20 protein-coding genes and 1 tRNA gene are annotated in these 19,197 nt (G+C 62.5%); 7 read left to right on the top strand and 14 right to left on the bottom strand.

Annotated elements, in window-relative coordinates; all coding sequences use genetic code 11:
* The first annotated feature begins 9 nt into the window (after positions 1-9).
* Complete coding sequence (locus AC1Q6E_RS23340; protein WP_492573600.1) at positions 10-918, top strand: LysR family transcriptional regulator; 909 nt, start codon at positions 10-12, stop codon at positions 916-918.
* Here the strand turns inward: AC1Q6E_RS23340 and AC1Q6E_RS23335 are convergent.
* The 4 genes from AC1Q6E_RS23335 to AC1Q6E_RS23320 are packed head-to-tail and all read right to left on the bottom strand — an operon-like array spanning position 915 to position 4,924.
* Positions 915-2,318 (bottom strand): FAD-binding oxidoreductase, encoded by a 1,404-nt coding sequence (locus AC1Q6E_RS23335; protein ID WP_152792968.1) that lies wholly within the window; start codon positions 2,316-2,318, stop codon positions 915-917. The two genes, AC1Q6E_RS23340 and AC1Q6E_RS23335, sit on opposite strands and share 4 nt — an antisense overlap.
* Before the next feature lie 19 nt (positions 2,319-2,337).
* Positions 2,338-3,102, bottom strand: coding sequence for an ABC transporter permease (locus AC1Q6E_RS23330; RefSeq protein WP_152792969.1), 765 nt, complete (start codon positions 3,100-3,102; stop codon positions 2,338-2,340).
* Positions 3,103-3,108: 6 nt separating this feature from the next.
* Positions 3,109-3,915, bottom strand: a complete 807-nt coding sequence (locus AC1Q6E_RS23325; RefSeq protein ID WP_152792970.1) for an ABC transporter ATP-binding protein — start codon at positions 3,913-3,915, stop codon at positions 3,109-3,111.
* A complete protein-coding gene (locus AC1Q6E_RS23320; RefSeq protein ID WP_492573599.1) occupies positions 3,908-4,924 on the bottom strand; it encodes an ABC transporter substrate-binding protein in 1,017 nt (338 codons plus the stop codon). The genes AC1Q6E_RS23325 and AC1Q6E_RS23320 overlap by 8 nt, the downstream gene beginning before the upstream one ends.
* A gap of 289 nt (positions 4,925-5,213) precedes the next feature.
* Between AC1Q6E_RS23320 and thiS the strand changes: the two genes are divergently transcribed.
* Genes thiS through AC1Q6E_RS23305 form a run of 3 tightly spaced genes read left to right on the top strand, consistent with a single transcriptional unit; the run spans position 5,214 to position 7,042 of the window.
* Positions 5,214-5,414 carry a sulfur carrier protein ThiS gene (thiS, locus tag AC1Q6E_RS23315; RefSeq protein WP_124690894.1) on the top strand — a complete coding sequence of 67 codons (201 nt, stop codon included), beginning with the start codon at positions 5,214-5,216 and terminating at the stop codon, positions 5,412-5,414.
* Positions 5,415-5,427: 13 nt separating this feature from the next.
* Positions 5,428-6,207, top strand: a complete 780-nt coding sequence (gene trmB / locus AC1Q6E_RS23310) for a tRNA (guanosine(46)-N7)-methyltransferase TrmB (protein WP_492573598.1) — start codon at positions 5,428-5,430, stop codon at positions 6,205-6,207.
* Positions 6,208-6,256: 49 nt separating this feature from the next.
* Positions 6,257-7,042, top strand: a complete 786-nt coding sequence (locus AC1Q6E_RS23305; protein WP_296555904.1) for a helix-turn-helix domain-containing protein — start codon at positions 6,257-6,259, stop codon at positions 7,040-7,042.
* Here AC1Q6E_RS23305 and AC1Q6E_RS23300 read toward each other — a convergent pair.
* The 3 genes from AC1Q6E_RS23300 to AC1Q6E_RS23290 all read right to left on the bottom strand — a co-directional run bounded on the left by AC1Q6E_RS23300 (position 6,979) and on the right by AC1Q6E_RS23290 (position 10,672).
* Positions 6,979-8,202 (bottom strand): CaiB/BaiF CoA transferase family protein, encoded by a 1,224-nt coding sequence (locus tag AC1Q6E_RS23300; RefSeq protein ID WP_492573597.1) that lies wholly within the window; start codon positions 8,200-8,202, stop codon positions 6,979-6,981. The two genes, AC1Q6E_RS23305 and AC1Q6E_RS23300, sit on opposite strands and share 64 nt — an antisense overlap.
* A gap of 137 nt (positions 8,203-8,339) precedes the next feature.
* On the bottom strand, positions 8,340-9,563 hold the full coding sequence (locus tag AC1Q6E_RS23295; protein WP_296555905.1) for an IscS subfamily cysteine desulfurase: 1,224 nt from the start codon (positions 9,561-9,563) through the stop codon (positions 8,340-8,342).
* Between the two features lie 116 nt (positions 9,564-9,679).
* Positions 9,680-10,672: a zinc-dependent alcohol dehydrogenase family protein gene (locus AC1Q6E_RS23290; protein ID WP_492573596.1), complete on the bottom strand. Its 993-nt coding sequence runs from the start codon at positions 10,670-10,672 to the stop codon at positions 9,680-9,682.
* A 202-nt stretch (positions 10,673-10,874) separates the two neighbouring features.
* Between AC1Q6E_RS23290 and aqpZ the strand changes: the two genes are divergently transcribed.
* The gene (gene aqpZ / locus AC1Q6E_RS23285; protein WP_296555907.1) at positions 10,875-11,570 is read left to right on the top strand and encodes an aquaporin Z; all 696 of its coding nucleotides are present in this window, start codon (positions 10,875-10,877) and stop codon (positions 11,568-11,570) included.
* Positions 11,571-11,646: 76 nt separating this feature from the next.
* The gene (locus AC1Q6E_RS23280; RefSeq protein WP_492573595.1) at positions 11,647-12,006 is read left to right on the top strand and encodes a VanZ family protein; all 360 of its coding nucleotides are present in this window, start codon (positions 11,647-11,649) and stop codon (positions 12,004-12,006) included.
* Between the two features lie 141 nt (positions 12,007-12,147).
* Here the strand turns inward: AC1Q6E_RS23280 and AC1Q6E_RS23275 are convergent, their stop codons facing one another.
* Together AC1Q6E_RS23275 and AC1Q6E_RS23270 are read right to left on the bottom strand one after the other, a co-directional pair.
* The gene (locus AC1Q6E_RS23275; protein WP_152799452.1) at positions 12,148-13,161 is read right to left on the bottom strand and encodes a hypothetical protein; all 1,014 of its coding nucleotides are present in this window, start codon (positions 13,159-13,161) and stop codon (positions 12,148-12,150) included.
* A 567-nt stretch (positions 13,162-13,728) separates the two neighbouring features.
* Positions 13,729-13,989 carry a helix-turn-helix domain-containing protein gene (locus AC1Q6E_RS23270; protein ID WP_492573594.1) on the bottom strand — a complete coding sequence of 87 codons (261 nt, stop codon included), beginning with the start codon at positions 13,987-13,989 and terminating at the stop codon, positions 13,729-13,731.
* 220 nt (positions 13,990-14,209) lie between these two features.
* Here AC1Q6E_RS23270 and AC1Q6E_RS23265 point away from each other — a divergent pair, with 220 nt between their 5' ends.
* Positions 14,210-14,776 carry a hypothetical protein gene (locus tag AC1Q6E_RS23265; RefSeq protein WP_492573593.1) on the top strand — a complete coding sequence of 189 codons (567 nt, stop codon included), beginning with the start codon at positions 14,210-14,212 and terminating at the stop codon, positions 14,774-14,776.
* A gap of 13 nt (positions 14,777-14,789) precedes the next feature.
* On the opposite strand, the gene AC1Q6E_RS23260 is transcribed toward AC1Q6E_RS23265, so the two are convergent.
* The 5 genes from AC1Q6E_RS23260 to dnaQ all read right to left on the bottom strand — a co-directional run bounded on the left by AC1Q6E_RS23260 (position 14,790) and on the right by dnaQ (position 19,192).
* Positions 14,790-15,257 (bottom strand): HNH endonuclease signature motif containing protein, encoded by a 468-nt coding sequence (locus AC1Q6E_RS23260; protein WP_492573592.1) that lies wholly within the window; start codon positions 15,255-15,257, stop codon positions 14,790-14,792.
* 165 nt (positions 15,258-15,422) lie between these two features.
* Positions 15,423-16,571 (bottom strand): hypothetical protein, encoded by a 1,149-nt coding sequence (locus AC1Q6E_RS23255; protein ID WP_492573591.1) that lies wholly within the window; start codon positions 16,569-16,571, stop codon positions 15,423-15,425.
* A 637-nt stretch (positions 16,572-17,208) separates the two neighbouring features.
* A complete protein-coding gene (locus AC1Q6E_RS23250) occupies positions 17,209-18,228 on the bottom strand; it encodes a site-specific integrase (RefSeq protein WP_492573590.1) in 1,020 nt (339 codons plus the stop codon).
* Positions 18,229-18,341: 113 nt separating this feature from the next.
* Positions 18,342-18,416 (bottom strand) — tRNA-Val (locus tag AC1Q6E_RS23245).
* 62 nt (positions 18,417-18,478) lie between these two features.
* Positions 18,479-19,192, bottom strand: coding sequence for a DNA polymerase III subunit epsilon (gene dnaQ / locus AC1Q6E_RS23240; protein WP_492573589.1), 714 nt, complete (start codon positions 19,190-19,192; stop codon positions 18,479-18,481).
* Positions 19,193-19,197 lie beyond the last annotated feature (5 nt).

The following is a 19,197-nucleotide window of genomic DNA, read 5'->3' as shown; positions in this document are numbered from 1 at the left end:
AATATTTATATGATCAGCGAGAAGATCCTGAGGCAATTCATTGCCGTTGCCGAATCGCTGAATTTCGGCCGTGCCGCCGAGCGGCTGCACATCGCGCAGCCCGCCTTGAGCTACGCCGTCGGCAAGCTCGAACGCCACCTGGGCGTACGCCTGCTGCACCGCGGGCGAGGCGGCGTCAGCCTGACTCCGGCGGGGCACACTTTCCTGGCGGAAGGCGAACGCCTGTTGCAGCAGATCGGCCATGCCGTCGAACAAACGCGCGCCGCGGCGCATGGCAAGGCGGGCAAGCTGACGATCGGCTTTCTGGGCACCTGTGGATACGGGCTCATGCCCCGGCTCGTGGAACACTTCCGCGGGGTCTGTCCGGACGTCGAGCTGCAATTGTTCGAAATGAGCACGCTGGAACAGCTCGCCGCCTTCGCCGACCAGCGCATAGACCTGGGCCTCCTGCGCACACCGTTCTTCGGTCCCCAGGACGATCTGGAGACGCATCTGCTGACGACCGACGAACTGGTGGCCGCGCTGCCGGCCGGCCATCCACTGTCGGGCCGGAAACGGATCACCATCTCCGACCTGCGCGATGCCAGATTCGTCGTGTTCGGCCGAGATCACGTTCCCGCCGCCTATGCCTCGCTGATGGCCCTGTGCCTGGGATCCGGCTTCCATCCCACCATCATCCAGGAGTGCGCGCAGGTCTCGAGCATGCTTTCGGTCGTTGCCGCGGGGACAGGCGTGGGCATCGTCCCGGGCGACCTGCTCGCGCTCAGGCACCAGCGCGTCAGGTTCGTGCCCCTGTCGGCCACGCACCCCGCCGCCCGGGTCGAGGTGTCGCTGGCCTGGCGCAAGGACAGCGACCATGCGGGCGCGCGCAACTTCGTCGCCAGCGCCCGGGCCTGCCTGGAAGCGAATGCCGGCTAGCCGGCCGCAGCCACCACTTTCCCCGGATTCATGATTCCCAGCGGATCCACCGCGGCCTTGATCGTACGCATCAGCGCGATCTCGGACGCCGAGCGGGAATAGTGCAGGAACGCCCGCTTGTGCAGCCCGACGCCATGTTCGGCGGCAATGGAACCTCCCAGCGCCTGCACGCAGCCGTAGACCACTTCTTCGATCTCGTGCACGGGCAATGGCCGGTCGTCCACCTGTACGATGAAATGGATATTGCCATCGCCGGCGTGGCCGAAGGCAATGGTGCGCAGGGACGGCCACCCCGCGCCCAAGCGCTCGCGACAAGTGTCGACGAAATCGCCGATCCGGCCCGTGGGGACGCTGATATCGAACCCCACGCGCGGGCCGAGCGCGGGCAGGAAGTCGCTGCCGGACTCGCGCAGTTCCCAGAAGGCCTGGGTGTCGCGCAGCGACTGCGCGAGCGCGGCGTCCTCGACCAAGCCTTCCTCGATCGCCGCCTCGATCAGCGCGGTGAACGGGTCGGCATCCCTTTCCGGTTCGAAGCCCGAGGACTCGATCAGCAGGTAGAGTCCGTGATCCGCCGCCAGTGGCGCGGTCCCGCGGCCCTGGCGCGCGGCATGCGCCAGCGCCAGCCCGTAGAAATCCGGCCACATCAATTCGAACGCCGACAGCGCCGGACCCAGCCTGGTGCGGGCCAGGCGCAGGAGGCGGCTCGCGGCGGCGTAGCCGGTCAGCGCGCACAGCGCGGTGTTCTGGCTGGCGGGCCGGGGCACCAGGCGCAGCACCAGGCGGGTGATGACGCCCAGCGTGCCCTCGCTGCCGATGAAAAGCTGCTTCAGGTCGAAGCCGGCATTGTTCTTCTGCATCCGATTGAGCGAGGATACGATGGTGCCGTCGGGCAGCACCGCCTCCAGCCCCAGGACCAGGTCGCGCATCATGCCGTAGCGCAGCACGCGGTTGCCGCCCGCGTTGGTGGCGGCATTGCCGCCTATGCTGCACGAACCGCGGGCGCCGATGTCGAGCGGGAACATCCAGCCGGCGGCTTCGGCCGCCTCCTGCACGCGCTGCAGGGGCGTACCGGCCAGCACGGTCAGGGTGCCCGACCCGGCATCCGTTTCCTCGATGCCCTGCATGCGCTGCAGCGACAGCAGCACGCAGCCATCCACGGGCGTCGCGCCCCCGGACAACCCTGTCAGGCCGCCCTGCGGCACGACGGGCACCCGCAACCGGGAACAGCAGGCCAGCAGGCGCGAGACCTCGTCGGCCGTACGCGGCAGGGCCAGGGCCAGCGGCTCATCGCCGGGCCCGGCGGCGACCACCCAATCGCGCAGATGGCGCTCGGGAATGTCGGCGGCGGACCGGACGACATCCCCGCCCACCGCCGCCCGCAATTCGTCCAGCGCCCGCATCAGTGGCGATGCCCGGTCATCAGATCGAGACCCGGTTGGCGGACTCGTGCCAGGGAATCATCACCTTGCGCAGCGAACCCACGGCGAAATACAGCGAGAAGCCGATGGCCGCCAGCAACAGCACGACGGCGAACAAGGTGTCGACCTCGAGCTCCTGCAGCTTGATGGTGGCCAGGTAGCCCAGGCCGCGCGTGCCGGCCACGAATTCGCCCACCACCGCGCCGATGATGGCCAGCACGATGGCCATTTCCATCCCGGTCAGGATGTAGGGCAGCGAACTGGGAACGACCAGCAGGCGAAAACGCCGGGACTGCGTGGCCCGCCCCACCGTGAACACCTCGGACAGGCCGCGGTCCACCGATTTCGCGCCCAGGTAGCTGTTGGCGAACACGGGGAAAAAGGCCAGCACCGCCGAGACGATGATCTTGGATTCCAGCCCGAAGCCGAACCACAGGATGAACAACGGGATCAGCGCGACCTTGGGCGTGACCTGCAAGGCGATCACGAAGGGCTTGAACACGGTGTCGAGAATGGCGACGCGGCCCAGGAGCTGACCGACGATGGTGCCGAACACGATGGCGAACAGGAAGCCCCCGAGGCATTCGGTCAGCGTAATGCCCAGGTGGTAATAGGTGTCCGTGGAACCGAGCAGGCGGAACAGGGCCACCACGACCAGTTCGGGCGCCGGCAGCACCAGCGGCGACACCTCGAAGAAATGCACGTATCCCTTCCAGATCAGGAAGAACGCCGCCACGGCGGATACTTGTAGAGCGAGTCGTTTCATGTCGGGTCAGAGCTCCAGTTTTTTCCGGATATCGCTGCACAACTTGCCGAACTCGGGCGAACCGAGGGCTTCCGTGCGGGGACGCGGCAGGTCGATCTTGAATTCGGCCACCACGCGGCCGGGACGGGCCGACATCACGATCACGCGGTCGGCCAGGTGCACGGCCTCGCTGATCGAGTGGGTGATCAGCAGCGCGGCGAACCCCTGCTCGGTCCAGATGCGTTCGGTATCGGCGGTGATCTGCTCACGCGTGAGCGCATCCAGCGCGCCGAACGGCTCGTCCAGGAGCAGCAGCTCGGGATCGGTGAACAGCGCGCGCGCCACCGAGGCGCGCTGCTTCATGCCGCCCGACAGTTCGGCCGGACGACGCTTCTCGAACCCGGTCAGGCCGACCAGCTTGCACAACGCGCGCGCGCGGTCGACGTCGGCGGCCGAGGCCCGGCCCTGCATGAGCCGGGGCAGCATGATGTTCTGCTCGACGCTGAGCCAGGGCAGCAGGCGATGCTCCTGGAAAGCCACGCCCATGCGCGGCGCCTGGCCTTCCCGGCCCCAGTCGATCTTGCCCTGGGTGGGCTCTTCGAGGCCGCACAGGATGCGCAGCAGGGTCGACTTGCCGCAGCCCGACGGCCCGACGATGGCGACGAACTCGCCCGCGCCGATGGACTGGCGGATGCCTTCGAGGGCCTGGACCGTGCCCGACTTGGTTTCGAAGCGCTTGGACACGCCGTCCACGCGGACCACTGGTCCGCGGCCGGCGTCCAGGGCATGCACGTTACCGGCCGGCGGTACCGCGCGCACGGCGTTGTCAGCCATTGGCGGCCTCCCAGATGTCGTTGGTGTACAGCGGCTTGGTGGTCGGCTGCTTGAGCAGGCCGGCCTGGCGCAGCAGCGACTCGCCCTCGGTCCACTGCGCCTCGTTGCAGCGCAGGACCTGCCTGGGGTTCGCGGCCGCCCACAGCTCGCGGTTGGCGCGCATGTCGGCCAGCGCGATCGGCGTGTTGTCCGATCCGGGGATGTCGTACTTGCCGCGCATCAGCGCCACGGCCTTCTGCAACGCCGCGTCGTCCATCGCGATCAGTTCCTGGGCCGAGCGATAGGCCGCGCGCAGGAAAGCCACGTAGGCGTCCTTGTTGGCGGCCAGTTCGGCTTCCTCGGCCACGTACACCTGCCCCGGCACGCCGTCATCCATCTGCATGGTCGAGACGGGGAAGTTCTGGGCGGTCAGGCGGATGGCCGAGCTGGCATTGCCCAGGAAGCCCTGCACACGCTTGGACTGGATCATGCCGAAGGAGGCGGCGGAGTCGGCCACCCGCTCGCGGCGCACCGACTTGGGATCGACCTTGGCACGCATCAGCATCAGGTCCAGCGTGGCTTCCATCGAGCCGCCCGCCGACTGCACTCCGATGACCTTGCCCGCCAGGTCCTGCGGCGTGCGGATCGGGGCGTCCTTGGATGAGATCACCGCGAACGGCGACCGCTGGGCGATGGTGGCGATGGCGATGACCGGCGCATTGCTGTTGACGCGCGCCATCATGTAGTTGGCGCCGCCGGTACGGCCGGTCTGCACCTGCTTGGCCGCGGTCAGCTGGACGACCTGGGCGGCGCCGCGTCCGGCCTCGACCTTCAGGTCCAGGCCTTCCTTGGCGAAGTAGCCGGCCACCGACGCATACAGCACCGGCGAGAAGGCCAGCGAGAACGACGACGGCGTCAGGAAGGTCAGCTTGCCCTTGCCCTGGGCGTGCACCACGGACACCAGTCCCGGCAGCGGCAACAGCGTGGCGGCGGCGGCAGCGGCGCTGCCGAGGAATTCGCGACGTTTCATGAAAGGACTCCAGTTGTGGCCACCGGCGATCGCGGCGGGCCCGGCATGGCGCGGGAAGCATCCCGCCGGCAAAGGATAGGAAGAAAACCGAATGATTCCGGTTTGTGCCACATATAAAACGATGATTTATATATGGCATAAATACATAGTAGGTCACACCTGGAAACGGGTCCATAGGGTTAACCCCAGTAAAACAGTCGGATGAATGACCCCCACATTCCGCACTCCGTTACCGACCTGACTCGGAGCTTGCCGCACCACTCGCCCCAGACCGACTAAAATCGCGCTCATGAATATCGTATTGAACGGGGAACCGCGCACCATCGAGGCAGCCTCCTCGGTGGCCGATCTGATCCAGGCGCTGGGCTACGCGGGCAAGCGCGTGGCCATCGAGCGCAATGGCGAAATCGTCCCGCGCAGCGCGCACCAGCACACCCTCATCGCCAACGGCGACCGGCTCGAAATCGTCGTCGCCGTCGGCGGAGGCTAGGATCACGATGACCATGACCACGTCTTCCCCCGCCCTGCCCACCCTGGCCGCCGATCCGGCCCTGGCCGGCGGCGAACCGCCCAAGGCCACGCGGCCGGGCACCCACATCCGCAGCTTCGTCCACCGGCGCGGCCACATCACGCTCAGCCAGAAAGAAGCGCTGGAAACGCTGACCGGTGCCTGGTCCCTGCCCTATACGGACCGGCACGTCTCGTTCGCCCAGGTCTTCGGCCGCGAGGCGCCAACCGTGCTGGAGATCGGCTTCGGCATGGGCGAAACCACCCAGAAAATCGCCCTGGCCCAGCCCGAGCGCAATTTCCTGGGCGTGGAGGTCTTCAACGCCGGCGTGGGCGCCATGCTCCGGCGCATCGAGGACTCGGGCCTGCGCAACGTGCGCATCGTCCAGCACGACGCGGTGGAAGTCATGCGCGACATGATTCCGCCTGCCTCGCTGGCGGGCGTGCATATCTATTTTCCCGACCCGTGGCCCAAGAAACGGCACCACAAGCGACGGTTGATCCAGCCCGCTTTCATCGAACTGCTGGCCACCCGCCTCGCTCCGGGCGCCTATCTGCATTGCGCGACCGATTGGCAGCCGTATGCGGAACAGATGCTGGAAGTGCTGAGCGGCGAACCCCGGCTGTGCAATACCTGCGAAGGCTATGCCGAGCGTCCGGCCTGGCGGCCGCAGACCAAGTTCGAGACCCGCGGCCTGAGGCTGGGCCACGGCGTCTGGGACCTGATCTTCGAACGGCCGCCGGTCTCCCGCTATACCCCGCGGCGCGATGCCTGAGCACAGGGCGTCCGGCGCGCCCGCGCGGACCTGACCGAGCACGGCGGCGATGATACGGTCCATCTCCCGGGGGCTGGCGGTACTGCGCGCGATGAACGCGCGCATGCACTCCACGCTGGCGGACCTGCACCGGGACACGGGCCTGCCCAAACCCACCGTCTTCCGCATCCTGGAAACGCTGCGGGAAGAAGGCTACGTGCGCGAAGTGGACGCCCGGGGCAGCTACCAGCTGACCGGCAAGGTGCGCGACCTGAGCGACGGCTGCTCGGAACGGCTGCTCATCGTGGACGCGGCCATTCCCTGCATGATCCGGGCAACGCGCCGCATCAAATGGCCGCTGGGCCTGTCGACCCTGGACGGCGACCGCATGGCCGTGCGCTACAGCACCATGCCCTACAGCCCCCTGGCCTACCTGCCCACCACGTACGGACGCCGCCACCCGATGACGCACTCTTCGGTCGGCCTGGCCTACCTGGCCTTCTGCTCGGAACCCGAACGGCGCTTCCTGCTGCCCGGAGGCGCGTCCGCCGAACTCCAGGCCGTCCTGGACACCACGCGGACCCGCGCGTATGCGGTCCGACAGCCCACCGCGCAGTGGGATAGCGCGACCTGCGCCGTGCCGGTGGCCGAAAACGGCGAACTGCTGGCCGTGCTGAGCATGACCACCTTCGGCTCAACGATGACGCCGGACTTCCTGGACCACCACATCCCCATCCTGCGGCAGACCGCGGCGGAAATTCTCGAGGCCCACGCCCCGCTGCGGGACCCGGATCAGGCCGCCGATGGCCCCAGCGCGCCGGCCCCGGCCAACGCCACGATCTCTTCCGGCGAATAACCCGCCTCGGCCAGGATCTCTGCGCCATGCTCGCCCAGCTTCGGTGCCGGCCGGGACGGCGCGTCGTCCCGGCCGCTCATGCGCGTGGGATCCGCCAAGTCCCACATTTTCCCTTCGGTGGGATGCTCGATCTCGCGCAACAGGCCGGAGGCCACGATGTGCGGATCCGAACGCAGGCTGTCCAGCGTGTTGTAGGGCATGGCCGGGATATCCGCCTCCTTCAGCAACGCCAGCCATTCGGCGGTCGTGCGCCGGGCAATCGCTTCCGCCCGGATGCCGAAGTACTCGCGGCTGTGGGCGGCGCGGGCCTGCTTGGTGCTGAAGCGCGGGTCGGCCTGCATCTCGGGATGCCCCATGACCCGCATCAGCGCGAAAGCCTGGGCGTCGGTATTGGTCGTCAGGCAGACGTAGCCGTCCGCCGTCTTGACGGGGCTGGCCTGCGGATCGATCAGGCGCAGGTCGCCGGGCGGCGACAGCGGCGGCTCGAAGGTCGCGCCATACAGATGCTCGCTCAGCATCAGGGCCGCCATGTTCTCGAACATGGGGACTTCCACGCACTGGCCGGCGCCGGTGCGTTCCCGCTGGAACAGCGCCATCATGACGGCATTGAGGGCCATGAGGCCCACGGTGCGGTCCGCCACCACGTAGGGCACGTAGCGAGGCACGCCGGTCGCCATCTCGGACAGCGCGGCGACGCCGGCGCCACCCTGGATGATGGAATCGTAGGCCGGCGTGTCGCGGTAGGGCCCGGGGCCGAAGCCGACCATCGCGCAATACACCAGCCGCGGGTTGGTACGCGCCACGCTGTCGTAGTCCAGCCCGAGGCGCTCGACGGCCTGCGGCCGCATATTGACCAGCAGCACGTCGGCGCGCGCCACCAGCCTCATGACGGCCTCGCGGCCTGGCGGCTGCTTCAGGTCCAGCACGATGCTGCGCTTGCCGCGGTTCAGGTGCACGAATTTGCCCGACATGCCGGGTGTGGGGGAAGGCCCGGCGATCCAGCGGATGACGTCGCCATCGGCGGCCTCGACCTTGATCACGTCGGCACCATGATCGGCCATGATCTTGGCGGCGTAGGGCCCGACCACCGCCGAGGTGAGATCGAGGACGCGGATGCCGGACAGGGCGCGCCGGGCGCGGGAAACGGAAGAATCGGACATGAGAGGCAAGGCCGCGCTGCGCGGCGGGAAACGACGGACCTTCGCAGCATAGCCCCGCCGGCCTTGGGCACGCCGGGGTTTCTTCAACTATTTCGACAGACGAAATGGCGGCCGCGCCGCCGGCCCGGCCCTGCCGCTCAGTGGGCGGCCCACTGGATGGTGCTCAGGTCCACGCCGTCCTGGTACATCTCCCAGAGCGGGCTGAGTTCGCGCAGCCTGGCGACCTTGCCCTTGATCAGGTCGACGACGAAATCGACTTCCTGCTCGGTGGAGAAGCGGCCCAGCGTGAAGCGGATCGAGCTGTGCGCCAGTTCGTCGCTGCGGCCCAGGGCGCGCAGCACGAAAGACGGCTCCAGCGATGCCGAGGTACAGGCCGACCCCGACGACACGGCGACGTCCTTGATCGCCATGATGAGCGATTCGCCTTCGACGAAGTTGAAGCTCAGGTTGAGGTTGTGCGGCACGCGATGTTCGAGGCTGCCGTTCACGTAGACCTCGGGCATCTCCGACAGGCCGGCCAGCAGCTTGTCGCGCAGCTTGCCGACTCGGGCCGATTCCAGCTGCATTTCCAGCCTGGCCAGCCGGAAGGCCTCGCCCATGCCAACGATCTGGTGCGTGGCCAGCGTGCCCGAACGCATGCCGCGCTCGTGGCCGCCGCCGTGCATCTGCGCCTCGATGCGCACGCGCGGCTTGCGCCGCACGTACAGCGCGCCTATGCCCTTGGGACCATAGACCTTGTGCGCCGTCACGGTCAGCAGATCGACCGGGAGCGCCTGGACGTCGATGGGCACCTTGCCCGCCCCCTGTACCGCGTCGCAGTGGTACAGCACCCCGCGCTCCCGGCACAGCTTGCCGATGGCCTCCACGTCCTGGATCACGCCGATCTCGTTGTTGACCAGCATGACCGAGACCAGGATGGTGTCCGGCCGGATGGCCGCCGCCAGGCGCCCGATCGGCAGCAGGCCGTCCTCGTCCACCTCCAGGTAGGTAGCCTCGAAGCCCTGGCGCTCCAGTTCGCGGAACGTATCCAGCACCGCCTTGTGCTCGGTCTTGACCGTGATGATGTGCTTGCCGCGCTCGGCGTAGAAATGCGCGGCGCCCTTGATGGCGAGGTTGTTGCCTTCGGTGGCGCCCGAGGTCCAGACGATCTCGCGGGGATCGGCGTTCAGCAGCGCCGCGACATGGCCGCGCGCGGCCTCGACGGCCTCCTCGGCCTCCCAGCCGTAGGCGTGGCTGCGCGAGGCGGGATTGCCGAACTTCTCGTAGAGATAGGGCACCATGGCGTCGACGACGCGCGGGTCCACCGGCGTCGTGGCGCTGTAGTCCATGTAGACGGGCAGGCGCATGGGGGCTGGGGGCATGTTTCGCTCCTGGAACGTGCGGTATCGCGGATGGCCGCCATAGTAGCCTGCCCCCCTCCCCCATCAGGCAATACCCCGGCTGCCAGCATTGAAACCCGGGCCGGCTTTCCCAGGGGTCAGGGGACCAGGATGATCTTGCCTATGGTTTCGCCGGCATCGAGGATGCGATGGGCATCCCGGACGGCATCGAGCGGCATGCGGGTGGCCGCGGGCGGCGTGATGCGGCCTTCGGCCATCAGGCCGATCAGGCGCTCGGTGGCCGCGCGCCGCGTGGCGCGGTCATGGTCGAAGCTATGGATGGAAAAGCAGCGCAGCGCGAGGCTGCGGCCCACCAGCTTGCGCAGTTCCCCGAAGATCTCCGGCTGCGGCGGTCCGCCCACGATGTTGTAGGAGACGGCCATCCCGAACGGCGCCAGTGCGCGCAGGCAATCCACCAGGATGCCCGCGCCGATGTGATCCAGGGCCAGGTCCACGCCTTCGCCGCCGGTCAGCGCCATGACACGCTCGGGGATGGATTCGTGCAGGCGGTCGATCACGTGCGCGGCGCCCATGGCCATGGCAAAGGCCGCCTTGTCGGCGGAACTGACTACGCCAATGACCTCGCTGCCCTGCAGCCGGGCCAGCTGGATGACGGCCGACGCCACACCGCCGGCGGCACCGGTCAACAGGACACGCCGCGCCCGCACGCCCGGATTGCAGCGATTCAACAGCGCATCGGCCATCAGGAAGTTGGGCAGGCTGAGCGCGGCCTCGAAAGGGATGGCCGCCGGCAATTCGAACGGCGCATCGGCCGGCACGCAGATCGCTTCGGCATAGCAGCCGCCGCGCTGGGCCAGCTCCCGCGCGCTGACCAGCACGCGCCGGCCGGCCAGTTCCGGCGCGACCCCCTCGCCCACCGCATCGATCACGCCGGCCATCTCCCCGCCCGGCGTCGCCGGCAGCGGCGGCATCCATTTGTAGGTGCCGTTGCGCATCAGCACGTCCGGCCGGCCCACGCCTATGGCGCGCGCGGCGACGCGGACCTGCCCCGGGCCGGGCTCGGGCTCCGTCACGGTGGAAATGACGAGCGCATCGGGCCCGCCGGGCTGGAAGATCTGCACGAGTTTCACGGTTCTATGCCCTGGAGTCGAAGGGTGGACGCAGTTTAGCGCCGGGCCTGCCCTTGCCGCCTGGCGGCCGTACGCTAAACAAGCCCAAACGCCGCGCCATCCGTTGCGCGCCGGCCCCATAGAATCACGGCGCGATTGCGCATGAACCGCAGTGGGAGCATGCTCCGCGTGCTACTCAACCATTGCACGACAGGGGGGAGATATGAGCAAACGGCTTTGCGCGGAATTCCTGGGTACGTTCTGGCTGGTGTTGGGTGGCTGCGGCAGCGCCGTGCTGGCCGCGGCGTTTCCGGAGCTGGGCATCGGATTCGCCGGCGTGGCGCTGGCCTTCGGGCTGACGGTGGTGACCATGGCCTACGCGGTCGGACACATTTCCGGCGGGCACTTCAACCCGGCGGTCACCGTGGGCCTGGTCGCCGGCGGCCGGCTTCCGGCCAAGGACGCCGTGCCCTACATCATCGCCCAGGTCGTGGGCGGCATCGCCGCCGGCGGGGTCCTGTACCTCATCGCCAGCGGCAAGGCGGGCTTCGATGCCAGCGCCGGCTTCGCGTCCAACGGCTACGGCGAACACTCCCCGGGCGGCTATACGCTGGCCGCGGCCATCGTCTGCGAACTGGTGCTGACGGCCTTCTTCCTGATCGTGATCCACGGCGCGACCGACAAACGCGCGCCCGCGGGCATGGCGCCGCTGGCCATCGGCCTGACGCTTACCCTCATCCACCTGATCAGCATCCCGGTCACCAACACCTCGGTCAACCCCGCCCGCAGCACCGCCGTGGCCGTGTACCAGGGCAGTTGGGCGCTGGAGCAGTTGTGGGTGTTCTGGCTCGTGCCGCTGATCGGCGGCGCGATCGGCGGACTGATCTACCGGCACCTGCTGGAAAAAGAAACGAACTGACACCGGGCGTTCTCGAAGCACGGCGATAATGAAGGGCGGGGAAGCTTCCCCGCCCTTCGCCTGACTTCGGACACCGATGAATCTACGCCTGACCGCCTTCGGCGGATGGAAGCCGCTGTTCTGGGCGGCCCTGCTGGGGATACTCGTGCTATCCCTCCTGCCCTCCGCGACGCCCCTGCCCACCACGGGGTGGGACAAGACCAATCACCTGCTGGGCTTCGGCGTGCTTGCCGCGCTGACGCGCCTCGCCTATCCGGGGCCGGCGCTGCCCCGCCTGCTGGGCCTCCTGGCCTATGGCGCGCTGATCGAAGTGCTGCAGTCGTTGACACCCGACCGGTCGGCGGAATGGGCGGACCTGTTCGCCGACAGCCTGGGCATCGCGATCGGCTGGTGCGTGGCCTGGGTGGTCATGATCGGGTTGCAGCGGCGGGCCTGAACGCCTGGCCGCATGACGCCGCCGCAGGCGGACAGGACGCAGATGCACGCCGCGGCGAGACTCTCGCGCGCCATGGACGGAACAAGCTGTTCCACGAGCAGCACTCCCTGCGGAATGAATGGGAGCCCGGGAAAAACCGGATCAGCGGGCCTTGCCGATCTCGCCAACCAGCGCGCTGTTGGCGTCGGCCAGCAGCTTGGTCGCGATCTCGCGGTAACGATCGGGATCGGCATGGATTTCGAGATCCTTGCGCGAGAAGCTCTGGCCGCTGAGCAGACCGGAAATGACGCCGATCGTATTGACGGCGGAGTTGGTCACGTCCTGGGTAGAGCCATAGGCTTCTTCGGCATGAACGGCCTGGCCGAGCTTCACGGAGGTGGTGGCATCCGGGCAATAGCCGACGCACCGGCTGCCGCGCAGCGTGGTGTAGGTCATGCCGCTGCCCGCCCGCACGGAAAGCCCCTGTCCCATGGAGACGACGGCGTTTCCGCCCGCGACCATCGATTTGCCGCTGCTGGATGCATTGAGGAAATCGATGTAATACGTGATCTGGGCGACCCCGGCGTTCTGTTCCTTGACGAGATCGGAGAAAACGCGTGGAGGACTGTTGGCGTCGAATCCACCGAAGGCGGAAGCGACCCCCTCTTCGCCCGGAAGAAGCACGAGCTTGACGCCTCCGGGCGACACCATGAGCACGTCGCCGGTCGTGGAGGAATCGAGCGCCCGGGGGCTGGGCACGCCGGCCATCCGCGTGTACGCCGGCGACGCGGCCAACGCCGGCGGCTCGACCACGGCGAAGCCGGCCGCGCGCAACTTGCCGACGAAATCGGCATAGGCGGCGTCGGCGATCGCCTGGTAATGGCGACTCTCCAGGCCCATGAGCTTGCCGCTCATGTGGGCCGCCGCAGAACCGGTGCTGAATAACGAACTGCGCTGCGAAGATGCCTTGGTCGTCTGGTTGAAGGCCACGCGGAAGGCTCCGATGACGATCTTGTCCTCGCCCTTGACGTAGCGCATGCCCGAAGCCTGGATGCCGTCGAGCGGAACGCCGAACGCGCCGCGCTGCACGTCGGGCTTGTTGGTGTCGGTGGTCACGCAAGCCGCGAGGGCAAGCGCCGGGGCAAGCGCCGCCAGGCGCGGCCAGAACATCGTCATCGCAAAAACCTCCAGGACATATTCAGCCAGCTGTCAGGTGGCCGGCCTGGAGATTCTGACGATCCTCCACCACGGAGCCAATCCCGCGAACACGGGACGTCCCACGGGAAAGCGCGCAAAAAGCAAAAGCCAGGCTGTCATGGACAAGCCTGGCTTTTTTATCCTGGTGGGCGGTACTGGTTTCGAACCAGTGACCCCTGCCGTGTGAATCTCTGTGGGCACCATGCCCAGCAAGCTATTCCAGTTCTTCCTGAGCTGTTTGTCCCACTCAAAAGGACAAGAAAAGGACAAGGAATTACACGTCTCCTAGCCCGTACAACCAGAGCTAAGAACGCCTTAAATTTTACAGAAAACCGTCTAAACAGCATAGCCCCCGGGTAGGGGGAAAAGAGCCTGGAAGACAAATTTACGAATTGCACCTTGCTACGGCGCAACCAAATTTTGAAAAAGGCCCCCTTCGCAACTGCCCCTGAGACGCCCAGGACGAGCCTGGAGGCTCCCAACACTCTCGAAATTCAGACTTAGCGTGTACGTCTTGACAGGCCTATCACGACTGCCTAGAGGCTTCTAATGGGCATCGCCGTTACTGTCCAAGTCTCTGAAGAACTCCGATGGCTGGACACCTAGCGCCGCAACAATCCGCATGATGTTGATCAGAGCAAGGTTGTGCTCTCCTCTTTCGATTCCACCCATGTAGCTGCGATCTATGCCGCACACATCTCCGAAGGCCTCCTGTGAGTACCCAAGCTCCTTGCGACGACGACGAACCGCAGCACCGAAAGCCACCAAGAGGGGATGCCTGCCCGTTTGAAGAGAAGATCTTGCCATACCCCATGGTTATATTTTGCTCCATAAAACACCACGGTATATAATTACACGGTATATGATTACCAAATCATCTAATATTTCGCTGCTATCGGCCTCATGACCTCCGATACGCAGCACGTTATGAGTCGTTTTTTAGGCGATAGCACAAATGTCAAGCAAGAAATATCAGAATGCGTATACCCGGCTAAGATTTAGCTTCGTGGCGTATATCGGATGCTTCATGAGCTTCATAATTCTTGCAATACATAAAGCCGTGCCTCCCGTTCTGTCTGGAGGTTTAATCATACTTTGGGCTGCATCTGGCCTGACTTATCTCCATGCATTAGGCGTTCTCGCAGCGAAAGCAAACAAGAGTGTCCCTATATGGGTAGGCAGCGCTATTCTCTTCCATATCATAGGTGTCACAGCAACATTTATCCGGCTGCAGAACTGGCCTATAGCCTATGAATGGCGATCTCGCCAACAACATAAAATAAACGGCTGGGACAGGTTTGGAATAGTTTTGTCTTGCCTCTGGACGCTAACCCTCATTGGCTGCGCACTCGCTGGAGTACATTACATCCCATCTGCATCAATCCCACCGATCAAATGGTTTATTTATTTTTCCCCATCTGAATGGCGATCTGCCGACATTCCGAAAGGTTTTGTGGAAATAGTCCCTCATATCAATTTCACCCGGCTTTTTGTTGGAATTTCTTTTCCATTGTTTATTGCCTGGATTCCAGTAAGAGCATCAGCGAAATGGATCACGAAGGGTTTCCAAGTGGAAAATTCGAAGCACCCCTAACCCATTTCTGCTCCTAGCTTATGTTATGCAGCCCTTTCCAACGCCTACCGCTATCAAGGTGATCAGTGATCGTCTTTGATAAACCCAATGCATCTCTTGCCGCCTTCGCACTGTACCTCTCTCCCCTCTCTTGAGAAATCGCCTGCTTCAACTGTCTATATTCGGCCACTTGAGCAAAGGTCAGCTTCGCATTGGGATGTCGCTCGCCCTGCACCTGCCTACCCTTGGCATTTCTGTCTACCGCATTGTCTTGATGCGTACCTAGGAACAGATGATCGGGGTTGATACAGGCCCGGTTATCGCACTTGTGCAGGACCAACAATCCTCCTTCAATCAGCCCTATAAAGGCCTCGTAGGAGGCTCTGGATGCTCTATGCATCTTCCCTTGATGCCAGACATAGCCATACCCGTCCTCATTTTTCCCCCTGAGCCAGTTCCAACACCCTGTTGTGGCATCAACTGCCATGTTCTCCTCTGCCATCAACTTATCCTTCAATGACACGTCCAATAGAAACTCTCCTGAGTAATGGTAAATGGTTCAATACACACACACCCATATCTCTATATATATGTAGTAGTCATAGCGCACAAAAAGTACTACATGCTTTCGAACCAACAAAACTCAAAGCAACTAAGTCATTGATTTTCATAGAACTTTGTACTCACATCGAAAGCCTTTAGAACCTTCTTTACCGTACTTGGCAACAGCGTCAGCCCAAGCGCTTTTCATTGTTTCCTCCAATAGATCCTTATCCTCCTCTTTCGCTAGAAATGAGTCATGGACTATCAACACCGGCTTATCTAGATCGGTGAATTTCTCCATGATCTGAGCAGCAATTTCTGACTCTACGAACATGAGAAACATGCCATCTATAGAACTCCAATCCAATCGTTTGTGAGGGCCATCGACCCCTAGAAATCGCTCCAGATACTCCCTCAAAGTGATTCCATACGGATAACTCGTGGGAAACATTGCATCGTTTTTGGCTCGAGATTGATTGATTTCTCGCTGCAACGCTTGCCGAGTCGTTTCTATAACCTGCCCTACAGGTACACCCGGCTTAGCATTCATTAGATGTATACACAGCATCCTTTTTTGCAAATTCCGAACCTGCTCTATCTGGTCCTCCAGCAGAAAGCTGTAGCCCTCAAAGAAGTATGGTTCGCTCATCGGCTTAGGCAACCGCTTATCACACTCACTCCAGTAATCAATCCCTTGGATGTTGTACGCCAATGTGGGAAAAGTTGCCGTGTAATCAATTTCAACCACTGGACTATCATCTAGCAGCAACCCTCTCCGATCTTCCTTCCTCATATGCTGGTAGGATGCCCCATAGAACCTGCCTCCAGATTGCCAATCTTGATTAAAAATACGATGTAGAGCCGCACGAGAAACGCTAATATCCTCACAAAACGCCCCAGCATGCCCAACCGTATGGTTTTTCATCATGTTGTTATAGATCTCAAGCTTTCTCCTAGCTTCGATAACAAACTCCGTATCTTCATAGAAAACATACTTACTCTTATTTTCTTTTAACCGAATGAGGTCTGCTTCATCACTGACCGACATATAAAGCTCGTTCGGTTGCCCATCAAACCCCCTGAGCATTTGGGCGAGCCTCTCTGTCATCCGAATGCGAGAACGTCTCTTGAAGTTTTCAAAGTACTTGCCCGAAACAATTTCTACATACCCAGCTCTCTCAAGAACGTCCGCACACGTCACGACCTCCTTAGTAATTGCCCCGAACTGATTGAACCAATTTCTGCTTGTATAAAGATTGTTGTCTCGGCTCATGATTACGTACTTCCTGGAATCTTCTGCATAAGCACAAATTAGAGCAATTAGGAGCCTACGAAGATTATTCTTCATGCAAAGAACATGACTCCTACTTCGCATCAAGCTTGTGAATTCCCTGTGCGGCCACTCCAGCTCTCCATACAGCCTATTAGCTAGTCTGACTAAAGGCGTATAGACGCTATGTTTATGCAACAGAAACACTGTGGCGTTTTCATAGTCGGCCTCATGTTTGGAACTTTCCTCTACATCTGTCGGCCAACGATCGTTTCTTGGTACTTCTTCAGAATCGTTGAACCATGGCTCATACATTTTCATGTGTAGCCCTTTCCTTACGGGTTTAGGCCCTTCTTCTCACCTGACAAGCTATTCATATCGTCCAAGTCAAGTGCTATGGAGACGATAAAAGCAGCCCGTACGGACGAAAAACGCCGCAACAAGGCTGTGCAGGAAAGATAGAAGAGATGTGAAGGACCTAGAACCACCAATTTTGGTGGCAGGTCAGCCCCTCCCCAGCAAAGGAGGAGAGACTATTAGGCGTAGCTAGACACCTAAGCTCTGGTCATTTCTGATAATTTTTTGACCGTTACTAACATTATACCATGACTGATTAATAAAATCAACCAGAAATTGACAATCATGCTAGCTTCTTAGCTAAGTCCTCTGCTCGCAGGTGGGTGTATCGCTTCAACATAGCGAGGCTCTTATGGCCAGTGATCGCAGCCACTTCCATAATATTGAGCCCCCTCTCAAACAGCCGAGAAGTGGCCTCATGACGCAGATCATGAAAATGTAGATCGGCGATATTCGCTCGATGAACAGCCCTCTGGAATCCCCGTTTGATGGCATCACTTGTCGTTGGAAATACCGAACCGTCAATGGTTCGTGGGAGACGGTCCAACGTGCTCCTAGCGACAGTAGATAAGGGAACCATTCGACGCTCACCGTTCTTGGTATCCTCCAGAGTTGCAGTACGTTTCCAGAGGTCAACATTCCGCCACTGCAAGGACAGGAGCTCCCCCCTTCGCATGGCCGTTTCTAACGCTAGGACAACAATCGGAGCCAGCCAAGAGTTCTGAGTACCCCCTGGTACGTATGTCCCCCCAAGCGACCGCCCGACAAGCGCAAGCTCACCAAACAAGGCCAGTTCTTCCTGAGCAGACAACCTTCGATCCCTGGACCTGTTCAGCTTAGGCCGCTGGATGAGAGCGATTGGATTGTCTATGTGAATGCCCCATTCCTTACGGGCAATGTTCACTGCATGGCTAAGGAGATTGAGTTCCCGATTGACAGAACTACCTGACACTTCGCTTAGTCGTTTATCTCGCCACTCTGCAAGCAGTTTGCTGGTTAGAGCCGTTGCCTTGTAGTTACACAAAGCCTCGTCTCTCAAGAATCTATTGATGCGCGTAGCTTCAATGCTCCCAGCCTTCTTGCCTGGACTGATTTCCCGCTTATAGCGTTCGAGAATGTCACCAAGGGTGTTGCACTCTGCCTCGGTGCGATCAATAAAGCCGCCTAGGTCTATCTCGACCTCAATGCGCTTAGCCCAAGCCTTGGCATCCGCTTGAGTAGAAAATGTCTTGGAAATATCGGGGTAGCCCCTGCGCTGGATACGTACGTTCCACTTGCCGCTGCGTTTGCGGAAGGTTGCCATGCTCTACTCTCCGTAGGACAGGAGCAGGACAAACGCTAGGGATAGAGAAGAAGGTTCAGACTGGCAGAACGCCGTAACCGATTGACTTTCTTCGCAAAGGTACTGGAATGAAATGGTGGGCGGTACTGGTTTCGAACCAGTGACCCCTGCCGTGTGAAGGCAGTGCTCTACCACTGAGCTAACCGCCCGAAGAGAACCTTCGGTTTCTGCCGCCGCACTGGCGACAGCCCACGACTATAGCATAGTTTTTTTATTCAGCGGGAAGCGGCGCCCATTTCCGCCACAGGGTCTGCCCCTTGGACTCCTTGTCCAGCCCCGCCAAGTAGGCCTGATGGGCCGCCAGATCCGCATCGTCCACCGGCATCACCTGCAAGACCGAGGCATCGAAGGCACCGAAGCTGGTCGTGGCCTGCCCGCCGGTATCGCCCAGGTCGATCACCAGGCTGTCCTGGCCGCGCGTCATCGCCAGCCAGACCTCCGCCAACAGCTCCGAGTCGAGCAAGGCGCCGTGCAGCACCCGGTGGGCATTGGAGATGCCGTAGCGATCGCACAGCGAATCGAGTGAGTTGCGCTTGCCGGGGTGCAGTTCGCGCGCATGCATCAGCGAATCGACGACGCCCGCGCACTTGTCACGGAAACCGCCGCGCTGCAGCCGGGCCAGCTCGGCATTCAGGAAGCGGATGTCGAACTCGGCGTTGTGGATGATGACGTGGCCGTCCTGGACGAAGTCCAGGAACTCGTCGACCTTGTCCTCGAACCGGGGCTTGTCGGACAGGAACTCGGTGGTCAGTCCGTGCACTTCCAGGGCGCCCGGATCGCTGTCGCGGTCGGGATTCAGATAGGTGTGGAAGTGGCGTTGCGTAACCCGGCGGTTGACGATCTCCACGCAGCCGATTTCGATGACGCGATGCCCCTGGAGCGGATCGAGGCCGGTGGTTTCAGTATCCAGGACGACATAACGCATTGCGG

The organism is Pigmentiphaga sp. MLSB6-MA01, assembly GCF_058793475.1.
Note: the sequence above shows the minus strand (reverse complement) of the source record. Positions and strands in the feature narration are given on the sequence as shown.